This is a genomic window from Mangrovibacterium marinum (genome assembly GCF_003046625.1).
GTDB classification, from domain to species: Bacteria; Bacteroidota; Bacteroidia; order Bacteroidales; family Prolixibacteraceae; genus Mangrovibacterium; species Mangrovibacterium marinum.
In genome coordinates this window covers 203,076-219,846 of the sequence record NZ_QAAD01000006.1, presented here as the reverse complement: position 1 = coordinate 219,846, position 16,771 = coordinate 203,076, and the positions used below count along the sequence as shown (strand labels likewise).

General features: G+C 45.3%; 11 protein-coding genes. 7 read left to right on the top strand and 4 right to left on the bottom strand.

The window, feature by feature from the left end; translation table 11 throughout:
• Positions 1–29 precede the first annotated feature (29 nt).
• Positions 30–1,256, bottom strand: a complete 1,227-nt coding sequence (locus tag C8N47_RS07845) for a glycosyltransferase family protein (RefSeq protein ID WP_107821986.1) — start codon at positions 1,254–1,256, stop codon at positions 30–32.
• A gap of 27 nt (positions 1,257–1,283) precedes the next feature.
• Positions 1,284–2,189 (bottom strand): HAD family hydrolase, encoded by a 906-nt coding sequence (locus C8N47_RS07840; protein WP_107821985.1) that lies wholly within the window; start codon positions 2,187–2,189, stop codon positions 1,284–1,286.
• A 331-nt stretch (positions 2,190–2,520) separates the two neighbouring features.
• On the opposite strand from C8N47_RS07840, the gene C8N47_RS07835 reads away from it, so the two are divergent.
• The gene (locus tag C8N47_RS07835; protein ID WP_107821984.1) at positions 2,521–3,699 is read left to right on the top strand and encodes a multidrug effflux MFS transporter; all 1,179 of its coding nucleotides are present in this window, start codon (positions 2,521–2,523) and stop codon (positions 3,697–3,699) included.
• A gap of 32 nt (positions 3,700–3,731) precedes the next feature.
• On the opposite strand, the gene C8N47_RS07830 is transcribed toward C8N47_RS07835, so the two are convergent.
• The gene (locus tag C8N47_RS07830) at positions 3,732–4,703 is read right to left on the bottom strand and encodes a DMT family transporter (RefSeq protein WP_107821983.1); all 972 of its coding nucleotides are present in this window, start codon (positions 4,701–4,703) and stop codon (positions 3,732–3,734) included.
• A gap of 164 nt (positions 4,704–4,867) precedes the next feature.
• The gene (locus C8N47_RS07825; RefSeq protein WP_146161467.1) at positions 4,868–7,141 is read right to left on the bottom strand and encodes a glycoside hydrolase family 20 protein; all 2,274 of its coding nucleotides are present in this window, start codon (positions 7,139–7,141) and stop codon (positions 4,868–4,870) included.
• Between the two features lie 221 nt (positions 7,142–7,362).
• Between C8N47_RS07825 and nudC the strand changes: the two genes are divergently transcribed.
• The 6 genes from nudC to dcp all read left to right on the top strand — a co-directional run bounded on the left by nudC (position 7,363) and on the right by dcp (position 16,637).
• Positions 7,363–8,253, top strand: a complete 891-nt coding sequence (gene nudC, locus C8N47_RS07820; RefSeq protein ID WP_107821981.1) for an NAD(+) diphosphatase — start codon at positions 7,363–7,365, stop codon at positions 8,251–8,253.
• A gap of 500 nt (positions 8,254–8,753) precedes the next feature.
• Positions 8,754–10,640, top strand: coding sequence for a tetratricopeptide repeat protein (locus C8N47_RS07815; protein WP_107821980.1), 1,887 nt, complete (start codon positions 8,754–8,756; stop codon positions 10,638–10,640).
• An 813-nt stretch (positions 10,641–11,453) separates the two neighbouring features.
• Positions 11,454–11,876, top strand: a complete 423-nt coding sequence (locus C8N47_RS07810; protein WP_146161466.1) for a hypothetical protein — start codon at positions 11,454–11,456, stop codon at positions 11,874–11,876.
• 34 nt (positions 11,877–11,910) lie between these two features.
• Positions 11,911–12,879 carry a hypothetical protein gene (locus C8N47_RS07805; RefSeq protein ID WP_146161465.1) on the top strand — a complete coding sequence of 323 codons (969 nt, stop codon included), beginning with the start codon at positions 11,911–11,913 and terminating at the stop codon, positions 12,877–12,879.
• A 47-nt stretch (positions 12,880–12,926) separates the two neighbouring features.
• The gene (locus C8N47_RS07800; protein WP_107821977.1) at positions 12,927–13,832 is read left to right on the top strand and encodes a hypothetical protein; all 906 of its coding nucleotides are present in this window, start codon (positions 12,927–12,929) and stop codon (positions 13,830–13,832) included.
• Between the two features lie 765 nt (positions 13,833–14,597).
• A complete protein-coding gene (gene dcp, locus C8N47_RS07795; protein ID WP_245915687.1) occupies positions 14,598–16,637 on the top strand; it encodes a peptidyl-dipeptidase Dcp in 2,040 nt (679 codons plus the stop codon).
• Positions 16,638–16,771: the final 134 nt, after the last annotated feature.

Here is a 16,771-nt window from a genome sequence, read left to right as displayed (position 1 = left end):
GCTGGTTACTGGTTACTGGTTGCTGGTTGCTACACCTCCTTGTGGTCGGTTTCAACAATTTCGTTAAAACGTTCCAGCACGTCTGGAATTGCGTCAATCACACGCTTCCAGGAGGGAATAAAAGGAACAAGATCCGGGTTATCCAGGAAATCGATCCCGGCCCGGTAAATATTTTGGGCGAACATATCCACCGACTGTTCCTCTTTATGCCGGTCCATGCTCAGTCCGTTGATGACTGCATCGGCAGCATACTGCTCCACCATATCGAGGGCCAGGCGCAGGTATACTGCTTTTACCGTACGCACCACGCCTTTGCTAAACACCGAGCCCTGCGTTGCCAACTTGGCAAAAATACTGCGTGCAATATCGAAGCTCATCTTCGACAGCCCCCTGGTGGGGTCGCTGTTCGACTCGTCCTGGTGTTTGTGGTCGTAAGCATCGGCGATCTCGACCTGGCAAATCCGGTTAATGGCATTGTTGCGCTGAACCTCCGAGAGGATTCCAACTTCCAATCCCCAGTCGGAAGGAATCCGAACCGTTTTCATAATATCGGCACGCATCGAAAATTCGCCGGCCAGGATATACCGAAAATGATCGAGGAAATCGAGAAAGTCGTTTGCCGGAAACACCTTTTTCAGCGATCGGATCAGCGGGGTGACCATCAAACGCGTAACACGACCGTTGAGTTTTTTACCATCCGAGCGATAATAAAAGCCCTTGCAAAATTTATAGTTAAAGGTTGGGTCGGCCACCGGATAGAGCAAACGTGCCAGCATTTCGCGATCGTAAGTAATCACATCGGCATCGTGCAGGGCCACCGCTTCGGAACGTCCCGAGGCAATCATGTAGCCAAAGCACAACCATACATTTCGTCCTTTCCCGGGATCGCCGATAAATATTTTCTTTTCTTCAAACAATTTACGCAGCTCCATCATTCGGGGCCCGTCGTTCCACAACACACGGCAACGACATTTTTCCGAATCGAGGCCGGCGAAATATTCCTTGGCATGCTGAAACTGTTTCTTGGTTGCCTGATCCAGCCCAATGGTGATCTCGGTGAGATAAGGTACTTTTTGCAGGGTATCTACAATGTGCTTTAAAGCAGGCTTTTCCAGCTCGGTATACAATGCCGGAATGATCAAGCCCATTTTCCGTTTTTTGGAGTATTTCACCAAGCGCTGCTCCAGGTATTCAAGGGTTGAATAGTTGAGGTTGTGCAAGGTGGTAATACTCCCGTTTTGATGAAAATCGCCCATACTCGGTTTTTTATTTAGGTTAATAGTTTATACAATTTCCAAGAGCTGCGAAAGCTCCGTGATGACATAGTCCGGTTTAGTTTTCGAGGCCTGCGGATGGTCTTTCCGCAAGCGGTAGGCTCGCATGTCGCCGGCATAAAAGCAGGTTTTAAAACCAACTTGTTGCGAGGCGTACATATCTTTCAGCATATCGTTGCCAACGTACAGCACCTCCGATGGTTTGAGGCCACGCTTTGCCAGGGGTTCAACCAGTGCTTCGTAAACGGCCGTATCGGGTTTTCCTTTCAACATTTTATAACTGAAAACTGAAAGGTCGCGTTCAAATCCGTCCAAAAATTCTTCACCGTGAATTTTCCCCGAGAAGAAATAATTCATCATTACCGGAGTGTAAAACTGGGCATTCGAGACGATTCCCAGCGGGTAGCCCTTCTCCCTCAACGCGTCAATAGTCTTCGTCATTTTCGGCATTGGCCACACCTGGTTGCTGCTCAGCTCAAAAATGAAGGTGAACAGTCGCAAATCGGCTTTGTCGATTCCTTTAATTAAGCCGCGGTCTTCGGCCCGGCTCAGTGTTTTGCGCCAAATTTCCACAATATTCAACTCAGGGAAAGGGGTACCGGCCGCCTTGGCCGCTTCTTTTCCTTGTGTAACTTCTTCTTCAAACAAAGTATGAATTGTCATCAGGCCCGAGTCGGGAACCAAAATCTCGAAGCCGGAAGCATCGAGCGAACGCTTAAACATGGAAGCATCGTAGCCGGCCTGCATAATATCGCCGGAAGCCGAGATAATGAGGGTTCCGTAAATATCGAAAATAAGTGCTTTAATCCCTTTATCGCGGCGATAATAAGGTTCTGCACCCGTTGGGATGAGCTCCATGGGTTTTATCGCCTTCAAAAAAGGTTCAAGATGATTTAAATACGATTGGGTCGTCATGTCTGTATCAATTTGAGATTCGCGAACGGAATCGATTTGAAAATGGAACAGCCAACGCCTCAACGCAGGCTGTTCGTTCTCAAGATATCAAAATCCGCCGGAATTTTAGGGACACAAACACCGCAAGCCTGCATTCATGGCGAAAAATTAACAGACGAAATCCGCACCACACTGTCGAATTTGAGCAGCTTCATTCACCTTCCCATCCGTTTAAACCTCCCAAATCTGAAGCAAATATTACCTCTTCCCTGTCACCTGGACATTATGGGTTCCCGGGAGGAAATGCCCCGCTTGTTCTTTTTATTTTTGCCGGCGAACGGAAAACAATTCAATGGACATTCAGAAAAATTCGAGAATCTACCTGTTGGTGATCATGGGTATGCTGTCGGCCTTTGGCCCTTTTGTAACCGACTTTTACCTGCCGGGCTTCCCGTCGATCACCGACTACTTCAACACTTCCGCCTCGATGGTGCAATTGAGCCTGACATCGAGCATGCTCGGACTAGGCCTCGGTCAACTTTTTGTTGGCCCGCTGAGCGATAAGTACGGACGCAAACCGGCCATCCTCGGATCGCTGATTTTGTTCTTGCTGTCGACCATTGCCTGTATATTTTCGCCAACAATCCAGCTCTTCGTTGCTTTTCGTTTCATGCAGGGTATCGCAGGCGCAGGCGGTGTGGTTGTTTCGAAATCGGTTGCTGCCGACCTTTATAAAGGTAAGGAGCTAACCGCCTTCTTCTCGATGCTGATGGTCGTTAATGGCCTCGGGCCAATTGCCGCACCGGTTTTCGGAGGTATCACCATCAAATTCACCAACTGGCAGGGCATCTTCGTTGTTTTGCTGGCACTCGGGCTCATCCTCTTCATCTCGAACCTGTATTTAAAGGAATCGCTTCAGCCTGAAAGGCGGGCTCAGGGCAATATCTTCTCCACCTTTCGGAACTTCGGCCCCATACTCCGGAACAAACGGTTTATGCTCTACGTGATGAGCCAAACAATGGCGATGGGTTTTCTGTTCGGCTACATTTCATCGTCTCCATTTATCTTTCAGAACCATTACGGGCTGGGGCCAATTGGCTACAGCCTTTGCTTTGCCCTCAACTCGTTGGGGATTATGCTGGGCAGCCGGGTTGCAACTTTCTTCCGGCTACAAAAATCGTTGGCCATTGGCGGCATCAGCCTGTTTGCTCTGGGCTGTTTACTGTCGTTAATTTTATTCGTGGAAGGCGGGCTGATCGTTTTCGAGCTTGTTATTTTTGCTCAAATGACCGCTTTGGGAATTATCCTTCCAACAACGTCCTCGCTGGCTTTGGATATCGAACGAAAGAACAGTGGTGCAGCCTCCGCTATTTTGGGTTTTCTTCCGTTCTTATCCGGAAGTATCGTTTCGCCACTTGTCGGATTGGGAAATATTCTGAGCTCAACAGCAGTGGTTATTTTTATTAGTTGCCTGCTTTCTCTGGCGTTTACTTTGCTGGCCATTCGAGCCAACGAAACCGGCGAGGCCTAAAATCGACCATCCAAATTCGGGAGACTCACACATCAGTTTTTCCGGCTTCGAACCGGACTTAATTCCGGCTTCAATTTCGATGCATTGTCGGCACCGGCAGAATTATCGCGCGCCTTACTTTGAGTCACAATATAAACCCCGATAAAAACCAGCACAATGGCCAGCCCCTTGCGCCAGCCAAAGGTGTCGAGCTGCCAAACGACGGCTGCAAACGAAGCCACCACCGGCTGCACATTATTATACATGGTTGCCACCGTCGGGCGCAGGAACTTCTGACCAATGGGAATCATCAGATACGAAAAGAAAGTAGCCCCGAAAACCACGAAAGCAATGTCGCCGAAAATACTGACCGGCACAGCACTAAAATCGGTTGTAACCAGCTGTCGGAAGTTTAGCGGCAGATAGATAACAGACGCAAACAGGAACATCCATTTCATTTGCGTGATGGGGTGATACTTGCTGATGGAGTTTTTGAACAGCACAAAATAAGTGGCGTAACAAACCTGAGATAATAAACAAAGGCCAATGCCCATCAGGCTCTCGCGGCTGCTTACCACACCACCAGCTACGGTACTGCTCAAAATTAACATCAGGGCGCCCGATGCGCCCACCAAAATGCCGCTTAGTTTCACCCAGGTGATGGGCTCTTTCAGGTAGAAAGCAGCAATAATCATGGTGACAATGGGCAGCGTAGTGGTTACAATGGACGCATTGATCGGTGAAGTTAGTGACACCCCAAAGATGAACACCCCCTGATTCATAATGATGCCCAGCAAGGCAGCAATGGCCAGCAACTTTAGATCGGCCAGCGGCACACGTTCGCGCTTCACAAACAGCGAAGCGATCCAAAAAGCCATGGCAGCACCAATCACCCGAAACGATACCAGCATCCACGGATTGATGACCGGGTTGCCCATCACCAGTTTCGACAAGGGAGCCATCAGCCCCCACGAAATATTCGCCGCCAGCATCGCCAAATGCCCTTTTAACTTATTCTGATCCATTGTAAAAAATTTGGTCAAAAGTAAGACTTATCCATTAGCTAATTAATGCCAGAGAATGAAGCTATCGTTAATTCAATCCCGGCGCCCCGTCAAACAACAAAGCCTGACCCCCGGGGCAAAACTGCCACCGGAAATCAGGCTCCGTACACGATCGATTATACAGCCTAGTTAATCACCAGCTCGTCGGTAAACAGGAAAGCTTTCTGCGTATTTCGGGCTACAACATGCACATAGCGGGCTTTTTGCCCTTGCAGCGATCCCTCAAAATTCTTGAAAACCAGCTTTTGCTCATCGGTCGGAATATCATTTTTCAGATCGAGCACCTTTTCAAAGTTTTCGCCATCAGCCGAAACAGAAACCTCAACCGAACCCGGCATATAAACCCCCGGACTAATAATTTGCATGAATGTGGCAGAGAAGGAATGCAACTCTTCCACCTGTCCCAGATCAACGGTCACATCCACATCGTTGGTGAAGCCCTGCCATTTGCCGTCGCCATAGCTATCGCCGCCACGAAGGCCATCGGTCAAAGCGCCGGCATCGCCTGCAGGATAGGCCCTGTTCCAGGGCTTTTGGTAGCTCACCGGCTTGGCAATAGCCTTGTGATAATCGACCTGCTTGCGTAAAACCGGCTCAGTCAGTTGTCCATCCTTAAACACCGCAGCGCAAATCGAGGCACTGCCACTAACGAAAAACTCCCCGGTGTACAAGTTCGACGCCGTCGTGGGCAGCGAGCCATCAGTCGTGTAATACACGGTGGGCTCACTCATTTCGCTCTCGAAGCGAATGCCAATCCGTTGCTGCTCGGTATCCACTTCCATAAAAGGAATCAGCTCGGCAGTAGGATTGTAGTCGAGTTTGACACCGAGGTATTGCAGGCGCTGAAGCTGCTCTTTCACCCGAAACTTAAACGATTGCCAATCGAGCATTTGGCTGTCGGTCCAGGCACGCTCGGCCAGGGCCAGTGCCCGCGGAAACATCAGCTGATCGGCCACCATCTCCGTGGGGATGGTTTCGGACCACAGGCAAGCCTGCATTCCTTTCAGCTGATCCAGTTTGTCCGTCGGAAACTTCGAACCATGCAATTTCATATTGTAAACGCTGAACATCCGGCTGTCGCGGCGCGAAAAGTACAGGGGATTACCCGGTGTTAAAATCAGCTCACTGCCATTGTTCACCACCTTCTCGGGAACGCCGGCCACCCAATTTCGCCAGTACATCACATGCAACGATGAGTCGATTCCGCCCTCCAGCGCATCGTCCCACACCACCACTTTTTTTCCTTTGGCCTGCAGAAATTTCGCCACCCGATCGACAAAATAGCCTTGCAGGTGCTCGTAATCTTTGATGCCGTTTTTCAACATGAACTCGCGGCATTCCTGCGACTCCTTCCAGCTGTGTTTCTCCACCTCGTCGGCGCCAATATGAATGTATTTTGAAGGAAAGATGTCGACAACCTCATTCAAAACATTCTCCACAAAAGTGTAAGTCTCCTCACTCACCGGGTTCAACGGCGTCGAGAACACATTGCCCCAGGCCGACTTGCCGGTTGTTGAAAGATGCGGAAACAGATTGATGGCCGCCATCATGTGCCCCGGCATGTCAATCTCGGGAACAATCTCCACGTGCCGCTCTTGGGCATATTTTACCAGCTCGCGCAACTGCTCCTGCGTGTAAAACCCGCCGTAATACGGCACGCCGTCGCGCATTTCAATATGTTTGGGGTCGAGGGCATAATCCGGATTTTCCTTTGCCATTTCGATGCAGGTTGAATCCTGCGAGTTGAACGTTCGCCAGGCCCCCTGCGCGATCAGTTGCGGATACTGCTTAATTTCAATCCGCCAGCCCTGGTCATCGGTCAGGTGCAGGTGAAATTTATTCAGTTTATACAGCGCCATGCGATCGATAAAGCGCTTGAGGTAATCCACCGAAAAGAAATGGCGCGACACATCCAGGTGCATCCCGCGCCAACCAAACCGCGGCTTATCGTAAATGTTGAGCGCCGGAATCGAGATCGCCCCGTCAACCGGCGTCTGTTCTACCGAGGCCGGCAACAGCTGCCGCAAACTTTCGATGGCATAAAACATCCCGGCTGCATCGCCTGCTGCCAGCAAAATCTTATTGGATGTGAGATTGATGGCGTACGATTCGGGAGCAGAGAAGCTGTCGGACAACGCCAGTTCAATCGTCGACTCACCGTCTTCCTCCGACAGTTTTGTGCCTACTGCCTGCTGCATAAGCCCCTGCAGAAAGGCTACTTCAGTTGAAAACTTGCCTTGGTCGTTCACCACCAAGCGGGTGTTGGCCGTTAAGTCGAACTGGCCGTTTACTTTTTCGAGCTGCGCCGGATAAGGCACGATCGATAACTCCTTCGTCGCTGGTTTGCTGCAGGCCGAAGCCAACCAAACCAGCACAACAATTAAATAAGTGTATTTCACGGATTCTTGATTTAGGTGCCCCAAAGATAACAAGATGCCCGACTTGCAAAAACCCCAAAACTGTTCTCCCTACAGCAAATCCCCCGCAACTAAACCGATCAGGCGCCGGCATTTCTGAAGTCTTGATTAAATAGCGGCCTGTTGTTCGCCGAAGCAGGATAACACGACCGAAGCTTCACTAATTTTGAGGACAATATCGTTTAACCAATTCACAACCTCGCATGATCCAGGATATTTTTCCCCATCAATTCAAGAATGAATACAAAGCCAACCAGCTTGTTGCTGATACGGACTGGCTGTTCTATTTCGAGAACAACCAGCTGTTGCTGAAAACTGTGGGCGAGCAATTTTTCATTCCCCGGAAGAAAGACTTCCCGGCCCTTTCATGCCAAACAGCAACCTTCCTGTTCACCCTCAACGAAAGCTCCTGTTTTTTGATTTCAGAAAAACCGGAAGCCAACCCGGCTGAATTTGATTATAAGGACCTGAATTTCATGCGGACAATCGACCAGCCCGAAGTTGCCTGGACAGCGCTTGCGGCCTTTCAGCTGATGAACTGGTACAAGCAGAATAAGTTTTGCGGTAAATGCGGATCGCCATTGCAACACAAAACCGACGAACGGGCGCTTGTTTGTCCGTCGTGCAAAAACATGGTTTTCCCGAAGATCTCGCCGGCGGTGATCACTGCGATTATTTGCGGCGACAAAATCCTGCTGGCCCGAAACGCAAGCTTCACCAACAACCGCTTTGCCCTGATTGCCGGTTACGTGGATGTGGGTGAAACACTGGAGCAAGCTGTTCGCCGGGAAATAAAGGAAGAAGTGGGGTTGGAAATCACGAAGCTGCACTATTACAAAAGCCAACCCTGGCCCCTATCCGGCTCGCTGATGGTTGGCTTTGTGGCCGAAGCCGATGACCAGCACCCCATCACCATCGACAATAAGGAAATTGTTGAAGCTGGCTGGTTTGCGCGGGGGCACCTGCCCAACGTCCCGAACAACACCAGCATTGCCGGCGAGATGATCGAGAAGTTTGAAAAGGGAGAACTCAGCATTGACACCAACAACACCAACGATCAGCAATTGCGGCGAATTGAGCTCAGCAGAAATTGAGCTCATAGAACAACATAAGCCGACTAAGCAGAGCGAACATCTAAACTACTTCAAAACAATATCTTACAAACACCTAAGCAACAGGTAGCCAACAATCGTTTCGACTAAAACGAATAATAGAGACTGTCGCATCATTAATGGAAGAATTGCCTCCGCTTTGGCTCCCGGCACCTTGCGAAAACAAATAGGGCCGGAAAAAATTCCAGAGGGAAAAGAGCTTCCCTTCTATCTCCATATCCAGTTTTTAGGCTTATCAGGCCAGTATCGGGATAGTGGTATCGTCGCTAACTTGAGTGCTGACCGACAAGATTCAAATAACCACCAACTACTGGCTGTTAATTATCCGAAATTAAACAATGCTATAATAACAGGTCTCAACTTATTGTTTATAGGCTGATACTTTGCAATTGCCTATATGAATATCCGAAACCACCCCAGTAATTGTTTCATAATTACGAATGTGTTATATTTATGCCTGACGTAAAAACAACCTTTAACCCATGAAACTTTCCTTTCAACCATTTACTAAAAAACAAGCATCAATCTGGCTCGTATTTGCACTGCTCATTTTTCTCTATTCATGCGAAAAAACTCCCGCCCTTAGTCCGGAAATTGAAAGCATTAAAGAGTTTTATGATAAAGCAGAAAAACAAACTGTACTTTATGCCGATTCGGCGGCACTAATGTTAGATTCAGGGATAAACCGGGCAATTCAAATAAAACACGATTCATTAACGGTTGCCGGACTTTTTCGAAAAGCTGACTTAAAAGAAAAACAAGGACTTAGTCGACAGGCCGATTCCATTTACAGCATGTTAATTTACGGAAAACGATTCAATATAGATAGCTCGGCAGTCAATAAAATAAAGCTCCATTATGCGCATTTTAACCAATTAAATGGTGATCAAACAAAGGCTCTTAAGCTATGTACGGAAGCACTTGAGTTTTTCAAACAAACGAATAACAATAAAACGGTTGTATTGGGAAATATTTATCTATCAGACATTTTCACCCTGCAGAACGAATATCCCAAGGCAATGGATGCTTTGATGGAAGGATTAGCAATAGCTGAAAAAATTGGCGATACAAAAAGCCTGGCATTGTTATATGGGAGCCTGGGGAAGATGTATTTTCGCCAACAGGATTACGAAAAGTGTCTGGATTGTTTTAACAAAGTGCTAACTTTTAATACACAATTAGAAAATATAGAAAACATTGCTGTTACCAACCAGAACATTGGCACCATTCTTTTAATTCAGGAGAAATATAACGAAGCAGAAAAGTATCTGCTAGAAGCTGATAAAGTACTTTCGAAAGCCGGACTGAACTCAAAGCAAGTACATGTTTTAAATAGCCTCGGAGCCTTATACGAAAGACAGCAAAAGTACGATTTGGCTATTGATACCTACACTCAGGTGTTGGAATTGAATAAAGAATTAAACAATCCGTACATAAGATCCAATGTATACACAAATATTGGTAATGTGTATTACGATCAGCGGAATTGGACTAAAACAGAATATTTCTATAATAAATCATATCAGTCTTTGATTGAGTCGGGAGAAAATGATTTTCGAGATTATTACGAAAACATGATGATCTTAAACGATGAAAAACGGAATTACAAGGAAGCTTATAAGTGGGCAAGAAAATTTCATAATCACAGCGATAGTCTTTTTAATATTGAAAAGTATCAAGTAACCGAGAACTTGCGGAATAAATATGAGGCCGAGAAGAAGGATCTTCAGCTTGCAAAAATGACGATTGAAAAGCAAAAGGATAATGCAACTCTATTAAAAAATCGGGTGTTACTAATTAGTATATCGGCCTTATTGCTTCTTACAATTATTTTTAGTTTGGTATATTATTGGCAAAACCGCTTAAAACTACAATCATACAAAGAGTTGGTTAAAAAGAACGATGAACTGGTCGCTGTAACTACGGAAAAGCGCAGACAGATCTTAGTTGGTGAGAATTCAAAACCATCAACGCACAACGAACCAAATGTAGGAAAACCGGATCTTTCAGCAGAACTGGTTCAGAGCATAAAACAAAAGCTGAACGAACTAATAGACCAGAAATTCTATCAAAATCCAGGTACCACCCTTAACGAAACGGCACGGGAGTTACACACAAATACAAGTTACTTGTCGCAAGTAATCAATGATAGTTTTTCCTGCAATTTCCCAACATTTATAAACCAACTAAGGGTTGAAGAAGCCCAGCGTTTACTTCGGACACCTGAATTTGACCGCCTTAGCATTGAAGGCATTGGCAATAAAGCAGGATTTAAAAGCAAATCAGCCTTTAATTCGGCATTTAAAAAATTAACAGGAGTAACTCCATCGGTTTATAAAAACACAGCGTTCGCTGACCTAACAGAATAACAAAACGACCGTTTAAATTGTCACATCCAAAGAACGATTTAGCACACGAAATATCCAGACGATACTTATAAATAAACTAAACCGTATAAAAAACGCTCCTCCGACACACACAATACGAGTACAATTATTTTTCCAGTATATCCAAAGGGACAAAAAAGCGCTTTGCACGATCTTTTCTTTATCCCTTCTTATCAACCGAACACCTTTTCAGCAACGTCTTATTGGCGTTGACAACCTGAGTTCGGTTCTAAATACGCATACATAAATATTCAAGATTTACTCAAAAATCCAGCAAGAGCAATCATTGACTTTAAGCATTGGTTAAGCAAAATATCGGCTGTTCCGGATTTCCCTGTAAAGGCTCCGATAATTGTCCCGCTTCCCGCCCCAAACTTTATCCGACTATTTTATCAATTTCTATTTAAAATAATTCGCAAACAAACTCACCAAACTTAAGATATCAAGCTCTTGTACTCATAGCTAACATTTAGCTAATTCTGGTTTTTCGTTGAAGTTTCCTACTTCCGACCAGTACGAGATTGTAAAAAGACGCCGTAAGCCACCGAATAAGTTCGGATTTATAAATCAACACTAACATTGCTTTGTATTCAGCTATTTATAAGGTTTCTTCATGCCAAATAAAAACAAAAACAGAACAACCTTTATAAACATAGGCCAAAATTCAGCTTATTAAATAAGAAAGTGAATAAACGCGAACAAACGATCACAAAATAAACACATCTATCGTTATTACTTATTTTTCGCAATACATAAAATAAAAATCAAAACAACCTAAATTCAAAAAAATTAACGATGAAAAATTGCATGTTAATCCTGATGGTAGTGGTATTGGCTTCGTGCGGGGTATCAAATTCACCCGAAAAAGTCGTGGAAACATTTTATTCAAATATGTTTTCAGGAAAAACGAATGAAAACGTTGGTCTTATATTGAACGCCAAGGGCGAACCAGTTGCCCCGGTAAAACAGGAAGATCAAGCGGATACTATTGAAGAGCTAAACGGGCTCACGAAAATGGTTACCGAGGTGTTAAAGCAGAAGTACAACCTTGAAAAAATAGAATACCAAGGCATTAAACTAATTGATACAAAATACAATGAAGCAAAAACACAGGCTAAAGTGACTTTTATTCTTAAAATTAAAGGGGCCGAAGCGGAGGAAGAAGAGATCGTAGTTCGAAAAATTGAGGATAAATGGATGATATCGATCTTCGGTTAATAATAACAACCAATCCAAGCAATTATCTTTCTCTATGAAACAAATTTTACTACTTGTAGCAGTCTCTTTTACTGCCATATTGTTGCATAGCTGTGGTGTAAAAGAATCGCCAACACAATTTATTCAAAATTGCTACAAAGCAATCTGTAACGGCCAATTTGAGGAACTTGGCACTAAGTTAGAATTGGCCGATGTTCGTAAAGCGGTTTTTGAAGACCATAACAAGAAAGTTATTGACTTTTTTCATTCAGAAGCCAGGCAGACTGATAAGGAGACACTTGCTGGTTTATTCGAAGTCACAGCCATAGAGGAGCATATTGCTGAAGACAAACAGTTTGCAACCATAAATTATAAATTAAAAATAAATGGCGGCAGAAGCTACACGATGCAAGCCAACTTAACGAAAGGAAAAGAGGGCTGGAAAATATGTCCGACAAAGGGAGCCTTAGATTTCTTAGGCTACGAAGATGTATTGCTTTATCTGCCCACATTAGACAATAACCTTTCGGGTGAAGAACTTGCTGCATTTCAAAAAGAACCTCAAAATGAAGTTCCCGAAGATTTTCACTGTGGAAGGGCAGCCGTAAAACCCAAAGAGCGTGATAAAGCAGCTGATTTTATTGATCTCAAAGGCAACAAAATATTCAGCACAAAATTTAATGCTTTGTTTAGCGATCAAAAGGAATTCAAACTAGGCCTTTTAGGTGATAAGGATATTAATGGCAATGCTGCCATGTCAAAACGCACTGCTCATGCTTTTCCAATAAACAAACTACAACTGTTTATGCCCGAGTTTAATTGGAAAGATGCTAATGCTGACCAAATCTTCTATACCGATTTGAGAAAAAGTGATGTTGAAATTGCAGCCTTAAGCTGGAAGTACGGCACCGAATTCGTGTACGGGAATAAGCGCCTCTTCGATTATGGACAGACTGATGATCGTGTTTTGTTCGAAGGATTTCGAGGAGCCGACGGCAATTTTAAAATTATCAGATATCGTTAATCAACAAAAATACAAATCAAAAATCACAAATTTTTAACACTCAATTTATGAAACAGAACTTAACAAAATCATTCACACTACTTATTGGAGGTATATTAATATTGCTGCTTAATGCCATTCCGGACCACGATTTAGGAGGGTTGATTACCGGTGCCAGCGGGTTCGATTTTCAATCAACTTTTGTTGCACTAATTGGCATCGCCTTAGTATTAACCGCAGCATCGAAAATCAGTACCGCAGAGCAACTTACAACTCATCCCAATGCCAAAAAGTTTGTTTTTATTATTCTTGCCGGTGCATCGGTTAGTTTTATTGCCCTATTTTTAAACGGAACAGCGCAACTTATTGCACAAATTTTGTCTATAATTACGCTATTAATAGCCAACAGCTTGTTAAAAGGAGCTATTAATTTTTCATTCGGTAATGCAGCAACCAAAGGTGCCTTAATGATCCTTATTGGAGGCCTACTATTCATTTATAAAGAAATTGGGGGCGGCATTGCATTCAATATTATCGCACTGGCTGGTATAGTCCTTTTCTTTTTAGGGTTAGGAAAATTGATTCACAACCTGGACGAAGAAGGAACCAGGGGAGCTAAAAAAATCAGACTGGCTTTGATTTTGTTAATCGTAGCTGCCTTTCTCGATATGATTCCGTTAATGGGACTCATTGCAGGAATTGTTGCAATCGTTGCTTTCATCGTAGAGTTAACGGGTTACCTCAGAATGAAAAGATCGACTGCAATTGGCGATCTTGGGCAAAGCGGCGCCAAAATACTGGTTATAAATATGGTTTTACTCGCCGTTGCCAGTTTATTCGGCATCATTCCTTTTGTCGGCAGTATGGTGGTTGGTGGCGTTTCCACCCTCAGTTTAATTCTCTGGATTATTGGCTGGTTACGCATTGAAGCAGGTACTGTTGACCGGTTAACTACTGCTCCGGTTACCGCATAGCAACGCACTCTGTGGATAATGAGAAATGGATAAAGTTCGTCTAATTATTCTTTTTCTATCTAGCTTGATACTTATCAGTACTCTCTTGCTAGTACACTGGCTAATTTTGTCGATAAAGCATTTCATTTTCTGGCTGCAAGCAGTACAGAAACATTAAACAAAAGCTACTGTATTCCTCCAAAGAGGATTCCGTTTATCGTCAAACCGAGAATTTGAGACAATAAGGCTGTCCAAGAAGTCGATTGGACAGCCTTCATTTTGCTGTCTCTTTAAAACTCGTATCTCAATAGCTCTGAGACCCAATAAACATCCCAGACTGAAAGCCGGCTCGGTATCCGACCGAGAACCCGGATTAACCCTGAGCTTTGACTAACCCTTAATCTGCCATCAGTGCTTTCGGTGAAAGCCGCGATTTGGGCGATGTGGTTTCCTATTGAACCGGAGATAGTTTAAATTTCGACTCAGCCTAAACCAGGCGGCGCGACTCCTTTTGCAGCAAACCTGTTGGTGGTTCCCGCGAGCTCATCTTTATTTTTTCAATAAAAACAGATCTGTAATTTTGTGCGGTCGAAAATGTCCGGCTCCATTCATTTTTCAAAACATACTGTAATGAATTTACGCCGGGCACGACCAATACCTTTAATTAATGGTGGATTTAATTACAACTTTTAGTCTATGAAACGAGTTCTTTATCTTCCGGCAATCGCACTGACGCTTCTAAGCGTAGCATGCGGGCCGAATCAAAAAACAAAAAACAGCGAAACAATGGGAGAAAACCCTTTATTGACGGAAAGCAGCCTGCCCTACGGCGCTCCTGATTTCACCAAAATCAAAAACGAGCACTTTCAACCTGCCATTGAGCAAGGGATGAAAGAGCAAATTGCCGAAATTGAGAAAATTGCCAATAACCCGGAAAAGCCAACTTTCGAAAATACCTTGGTGGCCATGGAAAAAAGCGGCCAAACGCTGAACCGTGCTTCCGGCGTGTTCGGCTTGCTAGCAGGCGCCTATACCAACCCGGAAATTCAGCGCATCGAGGAAGAAGAAGCGCCCAAGCTGGCCGCTCACTCGGATGCCATTTACATGAACGACAAGCTTTTTCAACGTGTAAAAACGATTTATGAAAACCGGGACGAGCTGGATCTGGATGCCGAATCCAAAAAGCTGGTTGAGAGATATTACCAACGTTTCGAGATGGCCGGCGCCAACCTATCGGACGAGGCTAAAGAAGAAATGAAGGCGCTGAATGCAGAGGAAGCAACTTTGAATACCAAGTTCACCAATATCATGCTGGCAGCCGCCAAGGATGGTGCGTTAGTTGTAGATACGAAAGAAGAGCTGGACGGCCTGTCGGATGGTGAAATCGCCGCTGCCGCACAAAAAGCTGAAGCTGCCGGCATGCCCGGAAAATTCATGATCCCGATTCTGAATACCACCCAACAACCGGCTTTACAGTCGCTGAAAAACCGCGAAACACGCCAAAAACTGTTCGAAGCATCGTGGAACCGGGCTGAGAAAGGTGACCAAAACGACACACGCGCCATGATTGAACGCCTGGCAACTTTGCGCGCCCAAAAGGCAAAACTGATGGGTTTCAGCAGCTACGCCGAATGGAAACTGCAAAACCAGATGGCCAAAACGCCGGAGTCTGCCGAGAAATTGCTGAACCAGCTGGCTCCGCAAGCCATTGCCAAAGCCAAAGCCGAAGCTGCCGACATTCAAAAACTGATCGATAAGCAAGGCGGAAACTTCAAGTTGCAAGCCTGGGATTGGAACTACTATGCCGAACAGGTGCGCAAAGAAAAATACGATTTGGACGAAAGTCAGATCAAGCCTTATTTCGAAATGTACAATGTAATGGAGAATGGTGTATTCTACGCCGCTACACAATTGTACGGCATCACCTTTAAAGAACGTCACGACATTCCGGTTTATGCCAACGATGTGCGCGTGTTCGAGATCTTCAACGAAGATGGTTCAACCATTGGTTTGTTCTATGTTGACTATTTCAAACGCGACAACAAATCGGGTGGTGCCTGGATGGGCAATATTGTTGAGCAATCGAAATTACTGGGCGAAAAACCGGTCATTTACAACGTGTGCAACTTTGCAAAACCTGCCGAGGGCGAACCGGCCCTGATCAGCTACGACGATGTAACCACCATGTTCCACGAGTTTGGCCACGCCCTGCACGGATTATTTGCCAACCAGCAATACCCCAGCCTTTCGGGCACCAATGTTTCGCGCGACTTTGTAGAGCTGCCTTCGCAGTTTAACGAGCACTGGGCACTGTACCCAACGGTATTTGCCAACTATGCCAAGCATTACAAAACCGGCGAACCGATGCCGAAAGAACTGGTTGAAAAAATTAAGAAATCGGCTACTTTCAACCAGGGCTATGCCTTCAGCGAATTTCTGGAAGCAGCCATCCTGGATATGCAATGGCACACACTCACTGTTGCCGATCAGGTAGAAGATGCCGACGCCTTTGAAGTAGCAGCTTTGAAAAAGAACGGCGCTTACCTGGAGCAGGTTCCACCACGCTACCGCTCAAGCTACTTTAATCACGTGTGGGGCGGCGGCTATGCTGCCGGTTACTACGCTTACTGCTGGGCCGAAGTTTTGGACAACGATGCCTTTGCCTGGTTTGAAGAAAACGGTGGGCTGACCCGCGAAAACGGACAACGCTTCCGCGACATGATCCTCTCGCAAGGGGGCACCGGCGATTATGGAACCATGTTCCGCGACTTCCGCGGCAAAGATCCGGACATCAAGCCATTGTTGAAGAACAGAGGATTGCTATAATGACTTTATTTACCGGGTGACTGCGAGTCACCCGGTAAATAAAGCAAGACGAACAACTTCGTTTGATAACCAAAAAATCCGGTCTCTTAAGGGAGAACCGGATTTCTTTTTGCTTGCTGTTTAATTGATTAAAA